Consider the following 17,886-nt stretch of genomic DNA (forward strand, 5'->3'; position numbering starts at 1 on the left):
CCCCAGCCCCAGCCCCGGCAACCCCGAAGTTCTAGGAGAAGCAGATGCCCGCACCACCACTGCTCGTCGGCCGGACCGCGCTGATCGTGGTCGACATCCAACGCAGCTCCGACCAGCCCTACGAGACCACCGGGATCTCGCACATGGCCGGGGCGGCCGAGCGCATCGCCCGGGTCGAGCGGCTTCTCGGGGCGGCCCGCGAGGTCGGTTTGCCGGTGGTGTTCTTCCAGGAGGTGCACCGGCGCAGCGGCGTCGACTTCGGCCGCGAGCTGGACGGCGCCGAGGGGGTGCACTGCCTGGACGGCGACGTCACCACCGAGCTCTGGCCGACGCTGCGCCCGCTGGCGGACGACGGCCGCGAGTTCCACATCGTCAAGCGCCGCTACTCCGGGTTCATCGGTACCGAGTTCGAGATCGTGCTGCGCGGGCTCGGGGTGCGCACGCTGATCCTGGTCGGCGGGCTGACCGACGTGTGCGTGCACTACACGTTCGCCGACGCCCACCAGCGGGACTTCCACGTGCGGGTGGTGGAGGACTGTGTGGGCGGTTCCAGCGAGCCGGCGCACGCGGCCGCCCTCAACGCGATGGAGTACCTGCAGACCGGCGCGCGCCGCCGCTGCGACGAGGTGCTGGCCGCGATCCGCGAGCAGCACAGCGAGCTCGCCGAGGTGGCGTCATGACCCGGCCGGGCGGGCGGCGTCTGATCGGAACGCTGACCACAGGGCTGACCGGTGTGCTGACCGGCGTGCTGGTGCTGCTGCTCGCTGCCTGCGGCGGCGGGGGAGGCGGGGGCGGCGGCGCCCAGGTGAACAGCGCCAAGCCGACCGACAGGGTGCTGCACCTGTCCTTCCTGCAGGACCCCGGGCAACCGCCGGACCCGGACGTCTACTACGCCGGCCAGGGGCTGGCACTGACGCTCAACACCTACGAGGGGCTGCTGAGCTACCAGCTGGGCACCGCCACCCCGACGATCGTCGGCGCGCTGGCCACCGCCTGGACCGAGTCGCCGGACAAGCTCAGCTACCGCCTGACCCTGCGCCAGGGGGTGACCTTCCACGACGGCACCCCGTTCACCTCCGCCGCGGTGGCCCCGTCGTTCGCCCGGCGCGCCGCCGTCAACGGCGGTCCGGCGTACATGGTCTCCGATGTGGCGTCGGTCGAGACGCCCAGCCCGACCGAGGTCGTGATCCGGCTCAAGCAGCCGAACTCGGCGTTCCTGGACTACCTCGCCGCACCGTACGGGCCGAAGATGATGAGCCCGACCGGCCTGAAGGCCAACGCCGGCACCGACAACGACCAGACCTACCTGCGCACCCACGACCTGGGCACCGGCGCCTACACGCTGACCCAGGCGCTGGTGGGGCAGAGCTACCAGCTGAAGGCCTTCCCGGGCTGGTGGGGTACCGCGCCGTACTTCCAGGAGATCGACATGCCGGTGATCGCCGACCTGTCCACCCAGGAGCTGGAGTTCAACCAGGGCCAGCTGGCCGCGATCATGCACGACCTGAACGCCCCGGCGGTCAAGTCCTACCTGGGCAGCACCACGGCGGCGCACTACTCGCTGCCGACCTTCGAGACCAGCCAGATCTACCTGAACCCGAACGGCGCCACGCTGAAGGACCAGGCGACGCGGGTCGCGCTGCTGCAGGCGATCGACATCAAGGCGCTCACCGACCAGGTGTTCAGCGGCCGGGGCACGGTGGCCACCGGCACCTACGGCCCCGGCCTGATCAAGGGCGTGCCGGACGTCCAGAACGTCTCCCACGACCCGACCAAGCTGGCGGCGGTGGTGGCCGCACTGCCGCCGACCGCCCGGACCCTGACCTTCGGCTATGACACCAGCCAGCCCGACGACCAGCAGATGGCCAACATCGTCGCCGCCGACCTGCAGGCCGACGGCCTCACCGTCAAGGTGCAGGGCTACCCCACCTCGCAGGTGTTCGGCTGGGTGAACGACCTGTCCGGCGCGCCGGATGTGCTGTTCACCGAGATGTGGCCGGACGCGGCGAACCCGTACACCTGGTCGCACATCCTCTACGACAAGGACGGCGGGCTGAACTACCTGCACTGCTCCAGCCCGTCGGTGAGCGACCTGCTGCCCGGCGCGCTGGCCACCGGCGACCCGGCCGCCTACGTCAAGATCGGGGACGCGGCGATCGCCACCGGCTGCTGGCTGAACGTGACCTACCGCAACGACTTCATGGTCACCCAGACCTGGCTGAAGAACGTGGAGCAGGCGCACAACGTGGCGGCCCCGACCACGCTGATCTTCAGCCCGCTGGCGGCGTGATGGCCGGCGTGCGGGAAATCGTGCTGCTCACCCTCGGCTGGGAGGAGCTGCCGAAGTCGGTGTCGGTGTACGGCGCCCCGGAGCACGAGCGGCTCCGGGAGCCGGTGCCGGGGGTGCTGCTGCGCTGTGACGGCGGCTGGCTGCTGCTGGACACCGGGTTCAACACCGCGTTGATCAGGGACCTGGCGCTGCGTCGCCGCTACCACGGGCGGGAGGGTTACCGGGCGGTGCTGCCCGGCCCGGGCGAGCCGATCGAGGAGGCGCTGGACGCGGTCGGGATCGACATCGGCGAGATCTACGCCGTCGGGCTGAGCCACCTGCACCTCGACCACGCCGGCGGCCTGAAGCTGTTCGCCGGACGGGTGCCGGTGCACACCCAGCGCCGCGAGCTGGAGTACGGCCTCTCCGACCATCCGGACCCCGAGCGGCACGCCATCTACCGGGTCGACTTCGACGACCCGGCGCACGACTGGCGACTGGCCGACGGCGACGCCGAGATCGCGCCGGGGGTGACCGCGGTGCTCACCGCCGGCCACACCCCGGGGCACCAGAGCTTCGTGGTCGACCTGGACGACTCGATCGGCGGCGGCGGGTACGTGTTCGCCTTCGACGCCGCCGACCTCACCGAGAACATCGAGCACGAGCTGCCGATCGGCGGCACCGTGCACGTGCACCCGTCGGAGACGGTGGAGCCGATCCGCCGGTTGAAGGCGATCGCCGCCGAGAAGGGCTACCCGCTGATCCCCGGCCACGACCCGGTGGTGTGGCCGGAGCTGACCGCGCGGTTCGCCGACCGCTTCTCCTCCCGGGCCACCTCCGGCAGCTGAGCGGCCGCCCGTACCCGTGAGTGGCGAGTGGTTCGGGCGGACCACTCGCCACTCACGAGGTGCTGGCCGGGCCGCCGCGGGGTCAGACGGCCGGCCAGGGGCGCCCGGCCGGCCGCAGCTGCTCGTAGGCGAAGGCCAGGCGCAGCAGACCGGGGTCGTCGAACCGGTGGCCGACCAGCTGCAGCCCGATCGGCAGGCCGCCGGAGGTGTACCCGCAGTTGATCGAGAGCGCCGGCTGGCCGGACATGTTGAACGGCAGGCTGGTGGTGATGTGCTCGAAGGGGCGGGCCGGGTCGTTCAGCGGCGCGGGCAGCTCCACCGGGTACGCCGGGATCGGCGCGGTGGGCAGCAGCAGGTAGTCGAGGTCGTGCAGCGCCCGGTCGGCGGCGACGGCCATCGCGTCCATCTGGCTGAACCCGTGGAACACCTCGGCGCCGCTGAGGTGCTCACCGCCGGCCGCCCACTCCAGGATGTAAGGCAGGATCAGGCCGCGCCGTTCCTCGGGCAGCGCGTTGATGTCCGTCCAGGACCGGGCCCGCCAGAACCGGTCCATCCCGTCCAGCATCTCCCTGGTCAGGAACGGGGACACCGGCTCGACGAGCGCGCCGGCCGCCGCGAATGCCGCGCCGGCCGCCTCCAGCGCCGCCCGGATCTCCGGGTCCACCGGCAGGCCGGGCCCGGCGTCGGTCATCAGCCCGAGCCGCAGGCCGCGCACCTCACCGGGACCCCTCGGCCAGTCGGCGGCCAGCGCGGGCAGGGCGGTGTGGTCGGCCGCGTCCGGTACCGCGACCACCGACATCAGCCGGGCGGTGTCCGCGACGGTGCGGGTCATCGGGCCGATCACCCGGCCCTGGTACGGCGGGGTGACCGGGATCCGGCCGAAGGTCGGCTTCAGTCCGACGATGCCGCACCAGCCGGCGGGCTGGCGGACCGAGCCGCCGATGTCGGTGCCCAGGTGCAGCGGTCCGTAGCCGGCCGCGGCGGCCGCCGCCGCGCCGGAGCTGGAACCGCCGGGGGTCCGGGTCGGGTCCCACGGGTTGCGGGTGGCCGCGTGGAAGCTGGACTGGCTCGAGCCGAGCATGCCGTAGTCCGGCATGGTGGTCTTGGTGAAGATCACCGCGCCGCTCTCGCGCAGTCGCGCGGCGGTGGGGGCGTCCGCCGGCATCGGCCGCAACACGGTGGCGGCGGTGCCGGCCGGCATCGGGGTGCCCCGGGTGGCGATGTTCTCCTTGAGCGTCACCGGAACCCCGTCCAGGGCGCCGACCGGGGTGCCCTGGCGCCAGCGCCGCTCCGACTCGGCGGCGGCCGCCCTGGCACCGTCCGAGTCGAGCGCATAGGTGGCCCGCACCCTCGGTTCGTCGGCCTGGACGCGGTCGAGCACCGAGTCCAGGACCTCGACCGGGGAGAACCGCTTCGCGCGGTAGCCCTCGAGCAGCTCACCGGCGGACAGGTCCGCGAGACGGGTGGCCTGGGTGGTCTCGGTCATCGACTACTCCTCCAGCGGTGGTGTGGTGGCAGGCTCATCAGAGGTCGCCGTCGGGCCGGGCGGCCGCCGTGACGGACCGGGGGAGCCCGGTGTCGAACTCGGGGACGGGCATCCGGTCGTCCGGGGGGTTGTCGGGTCTGAGCAGCGTGGCGACGTAGGTGATCGCGAGGTTGGCCACCAGCCCGATGGCGCCAGCGTTGATACCGGACCAGGGGTCGTTGCCGGTGATCACCAGCGCCAGCACGACCGCGATCCCGACGGACATGCCGACGACCGCGCCGACCATCGACATCCGCCGCCACAGCAGCGCGAGGACGACCAGTGGCAGCAGCTGGGCGATCCCTTCGTAGGAGATCACCGAGAGCCGGACCAGCACGTTCGGGAACAGGAAGGTCATCCCCAGCGCGACGAGGCCGGCCACCAGGGTGACGAGCTGGGCGAGCTGGCGTTGGCGACCCGCCGTTCGCGGGTGCCGGCCGAGGATCGAACGGCTCCACATCGTCCCGATGACCAGCATGAACACCGCCATCGGCACGATCGCGGACAGCGCGCCGGCGGCTCCGATGACGCCGAGCAGCCAGGCCGGCATCTCCGCGCGGATCATCTCGAACATCGCCAGGTTGGAGTTCTTGAGCCCGGGCACGACGAACGTGGCGGCCATCCCGAGCAGCACCGGGATGAACAGCAGCAGCTGGTAGAACGGCAGGATCATCGCGTTGCGGCGCAGCGTCTGGGCCGAGCGGGCGCCCAGGAACCCGGCCACCGAGGTCGGCAGCACGCTGTAGACCGCGCCGTTCAGCAACGCGGTCGAGATGAACCAGGCCATGCCGTAGGTATCGCCCTTGGGCCCGGGCAGGGTGAGCCAGGCCGGCCGCTCGGTGATGAGCCGGTTCATCAGCTCGCCGTAGCCGCCGAAGAACTTCAGCGGTACGTAGACGAACACGACGGCCAGCGTGACCACCACGGTGATGTCCTTGAGCACGGACACCCAGGCGCTGCCGCGCAGGCCGCTGGCCAGGATGAACACCTCGGAGATGAGGAACGCGACGAGGTAGGACAAGCCCAGCCCGATCGCCCCGTAGCTGACGCTGGCCACCACGGTGCCCATGCCGGTGATCTGCAGCTGGATGTAGGGCAGCAGGAAGACCGTGGCGACCACCGCGACGACCGCGCCCAGCCAGGGCGCGGCGAACCGGTGCGCAACCAGGTCGGTGATGTTGTGCAGGCCGTGCCGGTGCGCATAGCCCCACAGCAGTGGCCCGACCAGGTAGCTGACCGCCATGCCGATGCTCAGATAGGCGACCAGGTAGAGCCCCGAGGCGCCGTAGGTATAGGACCAGCCGGCGGCGCCGAGGTAGCTGAACGAGGTGTACGTCTCGCCGGCCATCAGCACCAGAGTCATCACGATGCCCAGGCTGCGGCCGCCGATGGACCACTCCGCGAGGTCCACTTTGTCCTGCCCTCGCGCGGCGCGGATGCCCAGCACCACGGCCGCGACCAGGAACAGCGCCAGGATGCCGATCGAGACGGCCGCGTTGTTCACGGCTTGCCTGCCTGCGCACGCTCCGCGCGCCGGGCAGCGGCCCACACCGGGTCGCCCTTGGCCGCGAGCCACACGAACAGCGGCGAGAGCAGCGTCGCGACGACCAGCCAGAACATCAGGAACGGCAGGCCGAGCACGATCGGCTCGACCCGGTTGGCCAGTGGCAGCGCGGCGAGGTACACCACCGGCGGGCCGAGCAGCCACCAGAGCGACTTTCGGTTGGTCAACATGCTGACTCCTCGCTGCCGAGGGACTGCTATGACAGGACCGCCCCCGCCGTGGCGGCTGCGGGAAGCCGCGGCGCGCGAGCCCGTCGACTCCCGGCTTCACACTAGGTAAACGTCGTGAAGAATGTGTTACCCGATTGTCCGAACACGTACTTTTTCTTCGCCGGCGCCGGGACCCGGGGTTGCGGTCACGGCATCTCCTGGAGCATCCTGCGTCTCGTGAGCTGTCGATCCTATAGGATCTTTGCGAGGTGGTTCGGGTGGCTCGGATCGTGAAAGCGGACGCCTACCTGGTGGACATCGAGGTCGAGACGGTCCGCACCGACGCGATGCAGAGCTTCCTCAAGCAGGAGACGATCTTCGTCGAGCTGGCCACCTCGGACGGGCTGACCGGCACCGGGTACTCGTACACGATCGGCACCGGTGGCCGGGCGGTGCTGTCGATGCTGCGTGAGCACCTGCTGCCGGTGCTGCTCGGCCGGGACGCCCGCGACGTGGAGGCGGCCTGGCGGGCGCTCTACGACTCGACCAGGGCCACCAGCGTGGGGGTGCTCACCGCGCTCGCCCTGGCCGCCGCCGACCTGGCGCTGTGGGACCTGCGCTGCCTGCGGGCCGGTGAGCCGCTGTGGCGCCTGGCCGGCGGGTACCGGGAGTCGGTGCCGCTCTACGACACCGAGGGCGGCTGGCTGCACCTGGACCAGGACGAGCTGGTCGCCGGTGCGCTCGAGTCGCGGGCGAAGGGCTGGCCGGGCGTCAAGCTGAAGGTCGGCAAGCCGTCCGGGACCGAGGACGCCGAGCGGATCCGCGCGGTGCGTGGCGCCGTCGGTGCCGGCATGGACATCATGGTCGACGCGAACCAGTCGATGACCGCACCCGAGGCGATCCGGCGCGCCGCGCTGCTGGAGCCCTACGACCTGTCCTGGTTCGAGGAGCCGCTGCCCGCCGAGGACGTCGCCGGCCACGAGCGCCTCGCCGCCGCGACCCGGATCCCGATCGCCGTCGGGGAGTCCATGTACTCGCTCGGGCACTTCCGGGAGTACCTGCAGCGCGGCGCCGCCGGCATCGTGCAGGTGGACGTCTCCCGGATCGGCGGCATCACGCCGTGGCTGAAGGTGGCGCACCTGGCCGAGGCGTTCAACGTCGTGGTCTGCCCGCACTTCCTGATGGAGATCCACGTCAGCCTGGTCGCGGCGATCCCGAACGGCCGCTACGTGGAACACATCCCGCAGCTGCGCGCCATCACCACCGAACAGCTGCGCATCGTGGACGGGCACGCCGTCGCCCCGGACCGCCCCGGCCTGGGCATCGCCTGGGATCGCGACCAGGTCGACAACCGCCGCGTCGGCTGAGCAGGTCGGGGCAAGCCCGCTCCGCCGCGTCGGGAACAGCCCGCCGGGCACCCGTTCCGAAGGGCGCGCGCGTGCCACCGGGAGCACACTCGGCGCATGGCCGCCGCCCCCGTTGTCGCCGAGCTGCGCGCGCGCTCGGTGCTGGTACCGATGAGCCGCCCGGTGCGCACCGCGTCCGGCTCGCTGACCGTCTCGCCGCTGGTGCTGCTGGACGTGGTGACCGATACCGGCGTGGTCGGGCACGGTTACGTGTTCGGCTACGCGCCCGAGGTCGTGGCGCCGCTGCGGGCACTCGCGGAGGCGATCGCCCCCACGCTGGTCGGCAGGACGCTCGCGCCGGCCCAGCGGATGCGGGAGCTGGCCGGAAAGTTCCGGCTGCTCGGCCTGCAGGGACTGCTGGGCATGGTCGTCGCCGGCATCGACATGGCTCTCTGGGACGCCCTCGGCAAGCTGGCCGACCAGCCGGTGGCCGCGCTGCTCGGCGGCGAACCGGTGCCGCTGCGGGCCTACGACAGCTACGGCATGGTCGACCCGGTTGCCGACGAAGCGGCGCTGCGCGAGTCGGTGGCCAGCGGCTTCACCGGAATCAAGATCAAGACTGGGCAGGCCGACCCGGCCGATGAGGTGGCCGCGGTCGGTCAGGTACGGGACATCATCGGGCCCGACGTCGAGCTGATGATCGACTACAACCAGTCCCTGGACCCGCCCGAGGCGTGCCGGCGCATCCGGCGGCTGCGCGAGTTCGACCTGTACTGGGTGGAGGAGCCGGTGGCCGCCGAGGACCTGGCGGGGCACGCCTACGTGCGGCGGCACGCCGACGCTCGCATCCAGACCGGGGAGAACTGGTGGTTCCCGCGCGGGCTGTCGGCGGCGGTGGCCGCGCGGGCCTGCGACTTCGCGATGCTGGACGTCATGAAGATCGGCGGGGTGACCGGCTGGATGCAGGCGGCCGGCGAGGCGCAGGCGGCGTCGCTGCCGGTGTCGAGTCATCTGTTCGTCGAGCCGAGCGCGCACCTGCTGGCGGTGACCCCGACCGCCGACTGGCTGGAGTACCTGGACATCGCCGGCGCCGTGCTCATCGACCCGTGCCGCCCGGTGGACGGCTACGTCACGGCCGCCGGCCCGGGTCTGGGCATCAGCTGGAACGAGGACGCGGTGGCCCGGTACGAGGTCTGAGCGCCGGGGCCCCGCTTTGCGGGTGCTACGCCGCGGCCAGCCCGCCGAAGGCGGACCGATATCGACTGGGGAGGGCGTGTTGGCACCACATCCCGCTGATAGTGCAGTGTGGCGAGACGGCGTCGGAGACGAGATCAAGCGCCGTGAGGCGTGGTTGGAACGGCACGCCTCAACCATCGACTTGGCACTCACAGCAAGCTCGTGAGAGCCCTGCACGCAGCGGTGCCCCGGCTCCGCGGCGCCCGCTCAGCCGCAGGAGGTTGGAGCGCGGTGGCCGGCGAACCGGCCGGCCAGCCAGTCCACCGCCGAGGGAGCGCCGAGTATCGCGCCGGTGACGTGCTCGGTCGCCGGTATCACCGCGTACCGCAGCCGGACATCCCGCCCGCAGTACTCCGCGCGCAGCTTCTCCGACACCGCGATCGGGATGAGCTCGTCGAACTGGGCGTGGTAGAGGAACACGGGCATGTCGGGGGCCTGCCCGCCGACCCGGTTCTCCCGCAGCGCGCGTACCAGCGGCGGGTAGTCCAGCGGGTCCTTGATCGTGCTGTACTCGCTGAGGTGGTGCCCCGGGCGCCGGGCGGTGATCTCCGCGGTGCACTCGCGGCGGACCTCGTCGATCAGCGCGCGGCCCTTGGCGTTGAGCAGCCGGCCCGGGAGGTCCAAATCCGGGTAGCCGGTGTCGTACCCGGCGGCCGCGGCGGCGACCAGCCCGAAGCCGATGCCGCCGTCGTTGAACCGGGCCACCGCGCGCAGGTCGGCCGGCACGCCACCCTCGGCGACGCCGACGACGTGCAGGTCGGAGGCGTAGTCGCTGGCCTGTTCCGCGGCCGAGGCGGCCGCGCCGCCGCCCTGGGAGTAGCCCCACAACCCCACCGGGGTGTGCTCGGAGAGCCCGGCGGCGCGCAGTCGGATCGCGGCGCGCGCCATGTCCAGCGCGGCCCGCCCCTCGGACAGCTGCACGGTGTAGGTGTGGTCGCCCGGCGTGCCCAGTCCCTCGTAGTCGGTGACCGCCACCGCCCAGCCCCGGCTGAGCGCCAGCGACATCAGCGCGAACTCCGACTCGGTGCCCGACGCCATCTCGTAGGAGGGCGCGCACTCGTCGGCGAGGCCGTGGGTGCCGACGGTGTAGCTGACCAGGGGGCGTGGCCCGGAGCCGAGCCAGGGCGCGTCCGGCACGAGCACGGTGCCGGAGACCGCGTCCGGTTCGTCGCGCGCGGTGGTCGAGCGGTACAGCACCTGCCAGGCGCGCACCGGGGCCGGGGTGAGGCCGCCCGGCGCGAGGTAGACGTGGCCGCGCCGGTAGCGGAGCACGTCGCCGGGGTCGGCGTCGTCGAGGTCCGAGGGTCGGCGGTAGAAGCTGTCCCGAGCCGGCTCGGTGGGCCGGGTGAGCAGCGGCAGCTCCGGCATCGCGGCGCGGTGGGCCAGCTGCGCGGGGATCGGTCGGGGCGCCACCGGGGTCGATTCCGCCGAGGCGGTGCCGACCAGCACGGCGGCGACCAACGCCGCCGGGACGAGCACCGCGGTACCCAGAACCAACACACGCCGCCGCCGCATGACCGGCCCAACGAATGCGCTCCGTGAACGATCCGTACCGCTGTGTAGTCACCACTCGACCGGGTAGCCGGCCTTGTTACGACCCTGCCGAGTAGTTGCGGTCAGTGATCAGAACCTGGTCGGAGCGGCCCTGGCCGGGTCTTGAGCAGGTCACCAGGCCGGTACCGCCGACCACCGTGACATCCGGCCCGAGGCCACTGAGCACGGCGGCCGCGGTGGCCTCGTCGCACGGGCGCGGCTGGAAGGCCACCTCGCGGTTGTCGGTGTTGATGACGCGCAGCTCGATGCCGGCCAGTCCGCTGTCGTCGAACGACGTCCTGGCCACCAGGCCGAAGCCGGGAGCCTGGTCGGTGAACCGCCCCTTGGAGCCGAAGGTGAAGTTGCCGAGGCAGAACAGCACCGGCATGCCGTCGATGACCTCGACCGGTTGCGGGATGTGCGCACCGGTTCCGATCACCAGGTCGAAGCCCATGTCCGCGAACGCCGCCGCGGCCTCTCGCTGCCCGGCGCTGACGGGCAGGTAGTTCCTGCCCCAGTGCACGAACGCCACGACCCAGCGGGCACCGGCCGCGAGCGCGAGCTCCCTGCCGAGGGCGACCGCCGGATAGGACAGCGTGACCGTTCCCGGCACCTCCGGGCCGGCGTCGAGGCTCTGCTCGCCGGGTTTTCCGAACGCCACGACGCCGACCTGCCCGAACGGGGTCGGGACGAGCAGCGGAGCGGTCGCTTCCGGGGCCAGTCCGGCACCGAACGGCGCGACCCCCGCGGAACGCAGGTGACGGATCGTGTCCATCAGCCCGACCGGACCGCGGTCGTAGGCGTGGTTGTTGGACAGGCCCATCGCATCGAAGCCGGCCCGGGCCAACGCGGCCGCGGCAACCGGGTTCGACCGGTAGCTCCAGCGCTGCTCCGGCGAGTGCCTGACGGTGCACTCGGTGATCGGGCCCTCGGCGTTCCCGATGCGGTAGTCGGCGTTCAGCAGCGGGGCGAGATGGGCGAACGGCCAGTCGTAGCCGTGTTCCTCCAGGTGCGGGCGGGCGGAGCTGGCCAGCAGCACATCGCCGACCCAGACGATCTCGAACGGCCCAACTGCCGGGGGTTTCCGCACCGGTCGACGCTAGCGGTCCGGGTGGTGCGCGGGCCGCGCGGGGCGTTCGCCCGGGTGGGGGGTCCGGGTTCGCGGTGACAGAGGTGGGCTTGACACGAACGGGGAGTGGAGCGTTCCATTATGGCAGCCGTCACATGGAACGTTCCATCTGCCGGCGGACATCCCTCGGAGGACACACCGCATGAGCATCGAGCAGCGAATTGCCGGCGCCCCGATCTCGTGGGGGGTGTGCGAGGTGCCCGGCTGGGGGCACCAGATCGCGCCGGAACGGGTCTTCACCGAGATGCGCGACGTCGGGCTGGCCGCGACCGAGGCGGGCCCCGCTGACTTCCTGCCCTGGGCGGACGGCGAGGTCAGCGCGTTCCTGGCGCAGCGGGGACTCGGCCTGGTCGGCGGCTTCGTGCCGGCGGTGCTGCACCGGGACCGGGATGCCGCGCTGGCCGACGTGCGGGAGGCGGCGCGGCGGCTGGTCGGTGCGGGTGGCGACGTGGTGGTGCTGGCGGCGGCGACCGGCGAGCACGGCTATGACGGCCGCACCGAGCTCTCCGGCGCGGAGTGGGAGGTGCTCACCGGCACCCTGGATGCCGCGATGGACGTCGGCGCCGGCCTCGGGGCCCGGGTCGTGCTGCACCCGCACATGGGCACGCTCGTCGAGGGGGCCGATGACGTGGCCCGGGTGCTGGACGGTTCGGCGATCCCGCTCTGCGTCGACACCGGGCACCTGCTGATCGGCGGCGTCGACCCGTACGAGCTGGTCCGCGACGCGGTGTCCCGGGTGGCGCACGTCCACTTCAAGGACGTCGACGCCGCCCTCGCCGCGCGGGTGCGGGCCGGCGAGCTGACCTACACCACCGCGATCACCCAGGGCCTGTACCGGGCGCTCGGCGAGGGGGATGTCGACGTCGCCGGCATCGTGACCGCGTTGGAGAACTACGGTTACGCCGGTTGGTACGTGCTCGAGCAGGACCTGGTGCTGGCCGAGGAGCCGCCGGCCGGCGCCGGCCCGGTGCGCGACGTCCGCGCCAGCCGGGACCTTCTGATCAGCGTGGGTACGGGCTTCGCGGCGAACCGGGGGTAGCGGCCATGCGGAGGAGGAACCTGCGCCTGCTCGCCGCGCCGCTGGCGGTGGTCCTGTTGACGCTCGTCGGTTGTCAGGGCGGTGCGGGCAAGGCGGCCGACGCCGCGTCGCCCCGGGCCGGGATAAAGATCATCATGGTCACCCACGGGCAGGCAGGCGACCCCTACTGGTCGGTGGTGAAGCACGGTGCCGACGATGCCGCGCGGGACCTCGGCGTGAGCGTCTCGTACCAGGCGCCGCAGTCCTACGACATCTTCGAGATGCGGAAGCTGCTGGACGGCGCGATCGCGCAGCGGCCGGCCGGCATCGCGGTGTCCATTCCGGACGCCGACGCGCTCGGGCCGCTGATCAAGAAGGCGGTGGCGGCCGGCATCCCGGTGGTGTCGCTCGACTCCGGCGACCAGGATGCCGCCAAGCTCGGCGTGCTCACCCACGTGGGCGCCAGCGAGTTCGACGCCGCCAAGCGGGCCGGCGAGCGGTTCGGCGCTGAGGGCGTCCGGAAGCTGGCCTGCCTGAACCACGAGCAGGGCAACGTGTCCCTCGACGTGCGCTGTGAGGGGCTGCGGGCCGGCCTGGCCGAGTCCGGCGGCACCGCGACCAACCTGGCCATCAACGGCAAGGACGCGACCGACTCGACGCAACGGCTCACCACCGCGTTCGCCAGCGGCGCCTTCGACGCGGCGATCGCCCTGGGCCCGGTGGGCTGCGGGCCGATGCTCGCGGCGGCCAAGAATACCGGGTTCAAGGGCAGGCTCGCCTCGTTCGACCTCTCCCCGGAGATCCTGCGCGCGATCGACGCGGGCACCGCCGACTTCGCGATCGACTTCCAGCAGTACGAGATGGGATACCTGCCGGTGCTGTTCCTGGTGCAGCACGCGGAGTATCAGCTGTCACCCAGCCAGCCGATCACCCCGACCGGCCCGGCGTTCGTCACGAAGGAGAATGCGGCCAAGATTCTGAAGCTCACCGAGCAGGGGGTCCGCTGATGGCTTCCGTGTCACGACCGGCGCCGCCGCGGCCCGGCAGGCACCCCGACGCGATGGACCGGATCCGACCGCTCGGCCCGCTGCAGCGGCTGCTGCGCCGCCCGGACCTCGGCGCGGTGCTCGGCGTGCTGGTGTCCTGGGGGCTGTTCGCCCTGGTCGGCGGGTCGTCGTTCAGCACCGCCGACGGCGCCGCCAGCTATCTCGCGGACGCGGCCGGGCTGGGCATCCTGGCCGCGACCGTCGCGCTGCTCATGATCGCCGGCCAGTTCGACCTCTCGGTCGGCTCGATGATCGGTGCCGCCGGCATGCTGCTGGCGATCCTGGTCGTCGAGTTCGGGGTGCCGGCCTGGCTCGCCGTGATCGTCGCGCTGCTGTTCGGCGCCGGCTACGGGGCGCTCAACGGCTGGCTGGTCGTCCGGACGAAGCTGCCCTCGTTCATCGTGACGCTCGCCGGGCTGTTCGTGCTGCGCGGCCTGACCATCGCGCTGACCCGGTTGATCACCGGGCGCACCCAGGTCGGCGGCGTGGACGACGTCGACGGCGGCGGTCTGGTGAACGCCCTGTTCGCGGCACGGATCGGGCCGTTCAGCGCCTCCGTCTTCTGGTGGCTCGCGATCACCGCGGTGTGCGCGGTGGTGCTGTCGCAGACCACGTTCGGCAACTGGCTGGCGGCCACCGGAGGCAACGAGGACGCCGCCCGCAACAGTGGTGTGCCGATCAACCGGGTCAAGATCGTCACCTTCATGCTGACCGGGCTGGCCGCGGCGCTGGTCGGCGTGATCCAGGTCGTGGAGGCCGGCAGCGCGGACACGCTGCGCGGCCAGATGAAGGAGTTCGAGGCGGTCATCGCCGTGGTCATCGGCGGCACCCTGCTGACCGGTGGCTACGGTTCGGTGATCGGCGCCGCGCTGGGTGCGCTGACCTTCGGCATCGTCCGGCAGGGCATCTTCTTCACCGGCGCCGACACCGACTGGTTCCAGGTGGTGCTCGGGGTGTTCCTGATGGTGGCGGTGCTGGTCAACAGCTGGCTGCGGACCCGCGCGCTGAAGGCCCGGTGAGCGGATGACCGCCGAGGACGTCACCGCCCAGCCCGCGATCGCCCGGCCCCCGGCCGCCGGGCCGGTGCAACCGCTGGTCCAGCTGACCAACATCTGCAAGTACTTCCTCGGCGTCACCGCGCTGGAGGACATCAACTTCCCGGTGTATCCCGGTGAGGTGATGTGCCTGCTCGGCGACAACGGTGCCGGCAAGTCGACACTGATCAAGATCCTGTCCGGGGTGCACCAGCAGGACAAGGGCACCTACTGGTTCGACGGGCAGGCGCGTCGGTTCACCTCCCCGCGCGAGGCGAAGGCCTGCGGCATCGCCACCGTCTACCAGGACCTGTCGATGATCCCGCTGATGAGCATCTCGCGGAACTTCTGGCTCGGCTCCGAGCCGACCCGGGGAGTCGGGCCGCTGCACTTCTTCGACGGACCCACCGCGCGCCGGGTGGCCCGCGAGGAGCTGGCCCGGATCGGGATCAGGATCAGGGACGCCGATCAGCTCGTGGGCACCCTCTCCGGCGGCGAACGGCAGTGCGTGGCGATCGCCAGGGCGAAGTACTTCGGTGCGAAGCTGCTGATCCTGGACGAGCCGACGTCCGCGCTCGGCGTGCGGGAGGCCCGCGGCGTGCTGCGCTACGTCCGGCAGGCCCGCGACGAAGGGCTCGGCGTCGTGCTCATCACCCACAACGTCAACCACGCCTACCCGGTCGGCGACCGGTTCACCGTCCTCGGCCACGGGCACAGCCTCGGCACCTTCACCAAGGACGAGGTGAGCCGGGAGGACGTGCTCGAGCTGATGGCGGGGGGCGAGGACCTGGCGGATGTCGGTGCCGATGCTGGTGTCGATGCTGGTGTCGACGACGGTGTCGATGCTGGCGCCGATGCCGGGGGAGAGCTCGCCGATGAGTGACCCGTCCACCGGCCGGCGGCGGGGGGCCCGGGCGCCGACCATCATCGACGTCGCGGCCCGGGCGGGCGTGTCCAAGTCGCTGGTCAGCCTGGTGCTGCGGGGGAAGGGGCCGCCGCTGGTCAGCGCGGAGCGCCGGGAGCTGGTGCGCCGCGCGGTCGCCGAGCTCGGCTACCGGCCGAACGGGATGGCCCGGGGCCTGGCCCAGCAGCGCACCGGACTGCTCGGCGTGCTGGTGTCCGACCTGCGCAACCCGTTCTTCGCCGAGCTCGCCGAGTCGGTCGACGCCGAGGCGGCCCGGCGCGGCTACCGGGCGGTGCTGGCCGCCGGGCACCGGAACGCCGAGCGGGAGCAGCTCGTGGTCAACGACTTCCTCGAGTCACGGGTGGAAGCGCTGGTGCTGCTGTCCCCGGCGCTGTCCGCCGCCGCCATCACCCGGACCGTGGGCGGGGTGCCGGTCGTCGTCGAAGGACGCCCGACGTTCCGCTCGGCGCGGGTCGACCTGGTCGGCACCGACGACGCGCTGGGTGCCGAGCTCGCCGTCCGGCACCTGGTCGAGCTCGGTCACAGCGACATCGCGCACATCGCCGGTACCGCGCCCGGGGCGGCGGCCCGGCGCAAGGGTTACGAGCGGGCGATGCGGACGCACCGCCGCGGTGAGTACGTCCAGGTGGTCGGCAGCGACGAGACCGACAGCGCCGGCTACGAGGTGGCCCGCCGGCTGCTCGGCGGCCCGGATCGCCCGACCGCGGTGTTCGCGGTGAACGACGTGGTGGCGCTGAGCGTGCTGGCCGCCGCCGAGGACCTGGAGATCCGGGTGCCGGAGGAGTTGTCGGTGGTCGGGTTCGACGACATCTACCTGGCCGGTCTGCGCGGAGTCGGCCTCACCACGGTCGCCCAACCGGTGGACGAGATCGCCACCACGATGGTCGGCGCGCTGCTGAGCCGGATCGAGGGGAGCGGTGCGAACCGGCCGGCGGTGCGTCAGTGGCTGCCGCCGACGTTGACCGTGCGGCGCACCACGGCGGCCGCCCCGGGCGACTGAGCGGGCGACCGGCACGGAAAGGGCACGCACACCGCACGCGCAGAGCACGGACACGAGGGGGAGCACGCATGCCGCTGCGACTGGGTATCGTCGGACTCGGCGCCGTCGCCCAGCTCGTCTACGAGCCCATCCTCGCCCGCCGCCGCGACGTGTTCGAGATCGTCGGGGTCGCCGAGCTGTCCCGGGCGGTGCGCGACGCGGTCGGCGGCCGCCTCGGGGTGGACCGGGCGGGCCGGCACGCCTCGGTCGAGGAGCTGCTGGCCGGCGGTGGGCTGGACGCGGTGCTGGTGCTCAGCTCCGGTTCGCACGGCGCGGTGGTGGACGCGGTGACCGCCGAGGGGATCCCGGTGCTGGTGGAGAAGCCGCTGGCCTGGACCCACGCCGAGCTGGACCGGTTGGCGAGCCGGTCCGGGTTGATCCAGGTCGGGTACATGAAACGGTTCGACCCGGCCTACCGTCGGGTCGCCGAGCTGCTTGACGGGGGCGGCTCGGCGATCCGTGCGGTGGAGGTGACGGTGCTGCACCCCTCGGACGCCCGCCAGATCGCCTTCCGCGGCGGAACGTTGGCCACGGCCACCGATGTGGCGCCGGAGCGGACGGCGGCGGGGCACGCCCACTCCGAGCTACTGCGCGCGGGGGCGCTCGGTGGCGCCGCGGCCACCCTGGGCTGGGTCTACTCGGACGTACTGCTGGGCAGCCTGATCCACGACCTCGCGGTGTTGCGGCCGCTGGTCGGTGACCCGCGCGACATCGGCTGGGCACGGCTGTGGCCCGAGGACTGGCACCCGGAGCGGCTGTCCGTCGGGTTCGACGCCGACCTGGCCGGCGCGGCCCAGCTGTCCCTCCGGTGGCACTACCTGCCCGAGTACCCGAGCTACACCGAGACCGTGCGGGTGCACACCGAGACCGCCAGCTACGCCCTCACCTTCCCGGCGCCGTACCTGCTGCACGCACCGACCCGGCTGAGGGTCACCTCGGCGCGCGAGGGCTACACCGAGGTCACCGAGTCGACGTCGCACCTCGAGGCCTTCGAGGCCCAGCTGGCGGACTTCCACCGCGGCGTGGCGAACGGGCTGGCCCCGGCCATCGGGCTGGACGAGGCACGGGCGGACCTGCGCACCTGCCAGCGTCTGGCCGCCGCCCTGGCGGCCACCCTCGGGCTGCGGATCGGCGGCGAAGCCGCGGGAACATCGGACGTAGCGGAACCGGTGGGGGCGACGGGGAGCCCGCGACAGTGATCCGGTCGACATCCCGACACCGGGAT

Annotated in this window: 16 protein-coding genes; 11 read left to right on the forward strand and 5 right to left on the reverse strand. The window is 72.2% G+C overall.

The window, feature by feature from the left end; translation table 11 throughout:
• Window positions 1-44: 44 nt before the first annotated feature.
• Genes ACTXG6_RS25850 through ACTXG6_RS25860 form a run of 3 tightly spaced genes read left to right on the forward strand, consistent with a single transcriptional unit; the run spans window position 45 to window position 3,117 of the window.
• Window positions 45-680 (forward strand): cysteine hydrolase family protein, encoded by a 636-nt coding sequence (locus tag ACTXG6_RS25850; protein ID WP_445181970.1) that lies wholly within the window; start codon window positions 45-47, stop codon window positions 678-680.
• Entirely contained in the window at window positions 677-2,290 is a 1,614-nt protein-coding gene (locus ACTXG6_RS25855; protein ID WP_445181971.1) for an ABC transporter substrate-binding protein, read from the forward strand. The genes ACTXG6_RS25850 and ACTXG6_RS25855 overlap by 4 nt, the downstream gene beginning before the upstream one ends.
• Before the next feature lie 8 nt (window positions 2,291-2,298).
• A complete protein-coding gene (locus ACTXG6_RS25860) occupies window positions 2,299-3,117 on the forward strand; it encodes an N-acyl homoserine lactonase family protein (RefSeq protein ID WP_445181972.1) in 819 nt (272 codons plus the stop codon).
• A gap of 82 nt (window positions 3,118-3,199) precedes the next feature.
• Here ACTXG6_RS25860 and ACTXG6_RS25865 read toward each other — a convergent pair whose 3' ends face one another.
• From ACTXG6_RS25865 to ACTXG6_RS25875, 3 genes are read right to left on the reverse strand one after another with little or no spacing between them, the layout of a single operon-like run.
• Window positions 3,200-4,603 carry an amidase gene (locus ACTXG6_RS25865; RefSeq protein WP_445181973.1) on the reverse strand — a complete coding sequence of 468 codons (1,404 nt, stop codon included), beginning with the start codon at window positions 4,601-4,603 and terminating at the stop codon, window positions 3,200-3,202.
• 37 nt (window positions 4,604-4,640) lie between these two features.
• Window positions 4,641-6,146: a sodium:solute symporter family protein gene (locus ACTXG6_RS25870; RefSeq protein WP_445181974.1), complete on the reverse strand. Its 1,506-nt coding sequence runs from the start codon at window positions 6,144-6,146 to the stop codon at window positions 4,641-4,643.
• Window positions 6,143-6,376, reverse strand: a complete 234-nt coding sequence (locus ACTXG6_RS25875) for a DUF3311 domain-containing protein (RefSeq protein WP_445181975.1) — start codon at window positions 6,374-6,376, stop codon at window positions 6,143-6,145. Before ACTXG6_RS25875 ends, ACTXG6_RS25870 begins: the two co-directional genes overlap by 4 nt.
• 257 nt (window positions 6,377-6,633) lie before the next feature.
• On the opposite strand from ACTXG6_RS25875, the gene ACTXG6_RS25880 reads away from it, so the two are divergent.
• The gene (locus ACTXG6_RS25880; protein ID WP_445181976.1) at window positions 6,634-7,722 is read left to right on the forward strand and encodes a mandelate racemase/muconate lactonizing enzyme family protein; all 1,089 of its coding nucleotides are present in this window, start codon (window positions 6,634-6,636) and stop codon (window positions 7,720-7,722) included.
• Window positions 7,723-7,818: 96 nt separating this feature from the next.
• Window positions 7,819-8,898 carry an enolase C-terminal domain-like protein gene (locus ACTXG6_RS25885; protein WP_445181977.1) on the forward strand — a complete coding sequence of 360 codons (1,080 nt, stop codon included), beginning with the start codon at window positions 7,819-7,821 and terminating at the stop codon, window positions 8,896-8,898.
• 246 nt (window positions 8,899-9,144) lie between these two features.
• Here the strand turns inward: ACTXG6_RS25885 and ACTXG6_RS25890 are convergent, their stop codons facing one another.
• The gene (locus ACTXG6_RS25890) at window positions 9,145-10,452 is read right to left on the reverse strand and encodes a lipase family protein (protein WP_445181978.1); all 1,308 of its coding nucleotides are present in this window, start codon (window positions 10,450-10,452) and stop codon (window positions 9,145-9,147) included.
• 76 nt (window positions 10,453-10,528) lie between these two features.
• Complete coding sequence (locus ACTXG6_RS25895; protein WP_445181979.1) at window positions 10,529-11,560, reverse strand: CapA family protein; 1,032 nt, start codon at window positions 11,558-11,560, stop codon at window positions 10,529-10,531.
• A gap of 181 nt (window positions 11,561-11,741) precedes the next feature.
• Between ACTXG6_RS25895 and ACTXG6_RS25900 the strand changes: the two genes are divergently transcribed.
• The 6 genes from ACTXG6_RS25900 to ACTXG6_RS25925 all read left to right on the forward strand — a co-directional run bounded on the left by ACTXG6_RS25900 (window position 11,742) and on the right by ACTXG6_RS25925 (window position 17,860).
• A complete protein-coding gene (locus tag ACTXG6_RS25900; protein ID WP_445181980.1) occupies window positions 11,742-12,638 on the forward strand; it encodes a TIM barrel protein in 897 nt (298 codons plus the stop codon).
• Between the two features lie 5 nt (window positions 12,639-12,643).
• Window positions 12,644-13,624: a sugar ABC transporter substrate-binding protein gene (locus ACTXG6_RS25905; RefSeq protein WP_445181981.1), complete on the forward strand. Its 981-nt coding sequence runs from the start codon at window positions 12,644-12,646 to the stop codon at window positions 13,622-13,624.
• Window positions 13,624-14,682: an ABC transporter permease gene (locus ACTXG6_RS25910; RefSeq protein WP_445181982.1), complete on the forward strand. Its 1,059-nt coding sequence runs from the start codon at window positions 13,624-13,626 to the stop codon at window positions 14,680-14,682. Before ACTXG6_RS25905 ends, ACTXG6_RS25910 begins: the two co-directional genes overlap by 1 nt.
• A 4-nt stretch (window positions 14,683-14,686) precedes the next feature.
• Window positions 14,687-15,580, forward strand: a complete 894-nt coding sequence (locus tag ACTXG6_RS25915) for an ATP-binding cassette domain-containing protein (protein ID WP_445181983.1) — start codon at window positions 14,687-14,689, stop codon at window positions 15,578-15,580.
• Window positions 15,492-16,622, forward strand: a complete 1,131-nt coding sequence (locus ACTXG6_RS25920) for a LacI family DNA-binding transcriptional regulator (protein ID WP_445181984.1) — start codon at window positions 15,492-15,494, stop codon at window positions 16,620-16,622. The genes ACTXG6_RS25915 and ACTXG6_RS25920 overlap by 89 nt, the downstream gene beginning before the upstream one ends.
• Before the next feature lie 68 nt (window positions 16,623-16,690).
• The gene (locus ACTXG6_RS25925) at window positions 16,691-17,860 is read left to right on the forward strand and encodes a Gfo/Idh/MocA family protein (RefSeq protein ID WP_445181985.1); all 1,170 of its coding nucleotides are present in this window, start codon (window positions 16,691-16,693) and stop codon (window positions 17,858-17,860) included.
• Window positions 17,861-17,886 lie beyond the last annotated feature (26 nt).

Source organism: Pseudonocardia sp. Cha107L01 (genome assembly GCF_052566575.1).

Excerpts from the sequence above, each read along its gene's own strand:
- ACTXG6_RS25885 (WP_445181977.1), top strand. The coding sequence starts at position 7,819 with ATGGCCGCCGCCCCCGTTGTCGCCGAGCTGCGCGCGCGCTCGGTGCTG.
- ACTXG6_RS25925 (WP_445181985.1), top strand. The coding sequence starts at position 16,691 with ATGCCGCTGCGACTGGGTATCGTCGGACTCGGCGCCGTCGCCCAGCTC.
- ACTXG6_RS25850 (WP_445181970.1), top strand. The coding sequence starts at position 45 with ATGCCCGCACCACCACTGCTCGTCGGCCGGACCGCGCTGATCGTGGTC.
- ACTXG6_RS25865 (WP_445181973.1), bottom strand. The coding sequence starts at position 4,603 with ATGACCGAGACCACCCAGGCCACCCGTCTCGCGGACCTGTCCGCCGGT.
- ACTXG6_RS25910 (WP_445181982.1), top strand. The coding sequence starts at position 13,624 with ATGGCTTCCGTGTCACGACCGGCGCCGCCGCGGCCCGGCAGGCACCCC.
- ACTXG6_RS25890 (WP_445181978.1), bottom strand. The coding sequence starts at position 10,452 with ATGCGGCGGCGGCGTGTGTTGGTTCTGGGTACCGCGGTGCTCGTCCCG.
- ACTXG6_RS25855 (WP_445181971.1), top strand. The coding sequence starts at position 677 with ATGACCCGGCCGGGCGGGCGGCGTCTGATCGGAACGCTGACCACAGGG.
- ACTXG6_RS25915 (WP_445181983.1), top strand. The coding sequence starts at position 14,687 with ATGACCGCCGAGGACGTCACCGCCCAGCCCGCGATCGCCCGGCCCCCG.
- ACTXG6_RS25875 (WP_445181975.1), bottom strand. The coding sequence starts at position 6,376 with ATGTTGACCAACCGAAAGTCGCTCTGGTGGCTGCTCGGCCCGCCGGTG.
- ACTXG6_RS25920 (WP_445181984.1), top strand. The coding sequence starts at position 15,492 with ATGTCGGTGCCGATGCTGGTGTCGATGCTGGTGTCGACGACGGTGTCG.
- ACTXG6_RS25900 (WP_445181980.1), top strand. The coding sequence starts at position 11,742 with ATGAGCATCGAGCAGCGAATTGCCGGCGCCCCGATCTCGTGGGGGGTG.
- ACTXG6_RS25905 (WP_445181981.1), top strand. The coding sequence starts at position 12,644 with ATGCGGAGGAGGAACCTGCGCCTGCTCGCCGCGCCGCTGGCGGTGGTC.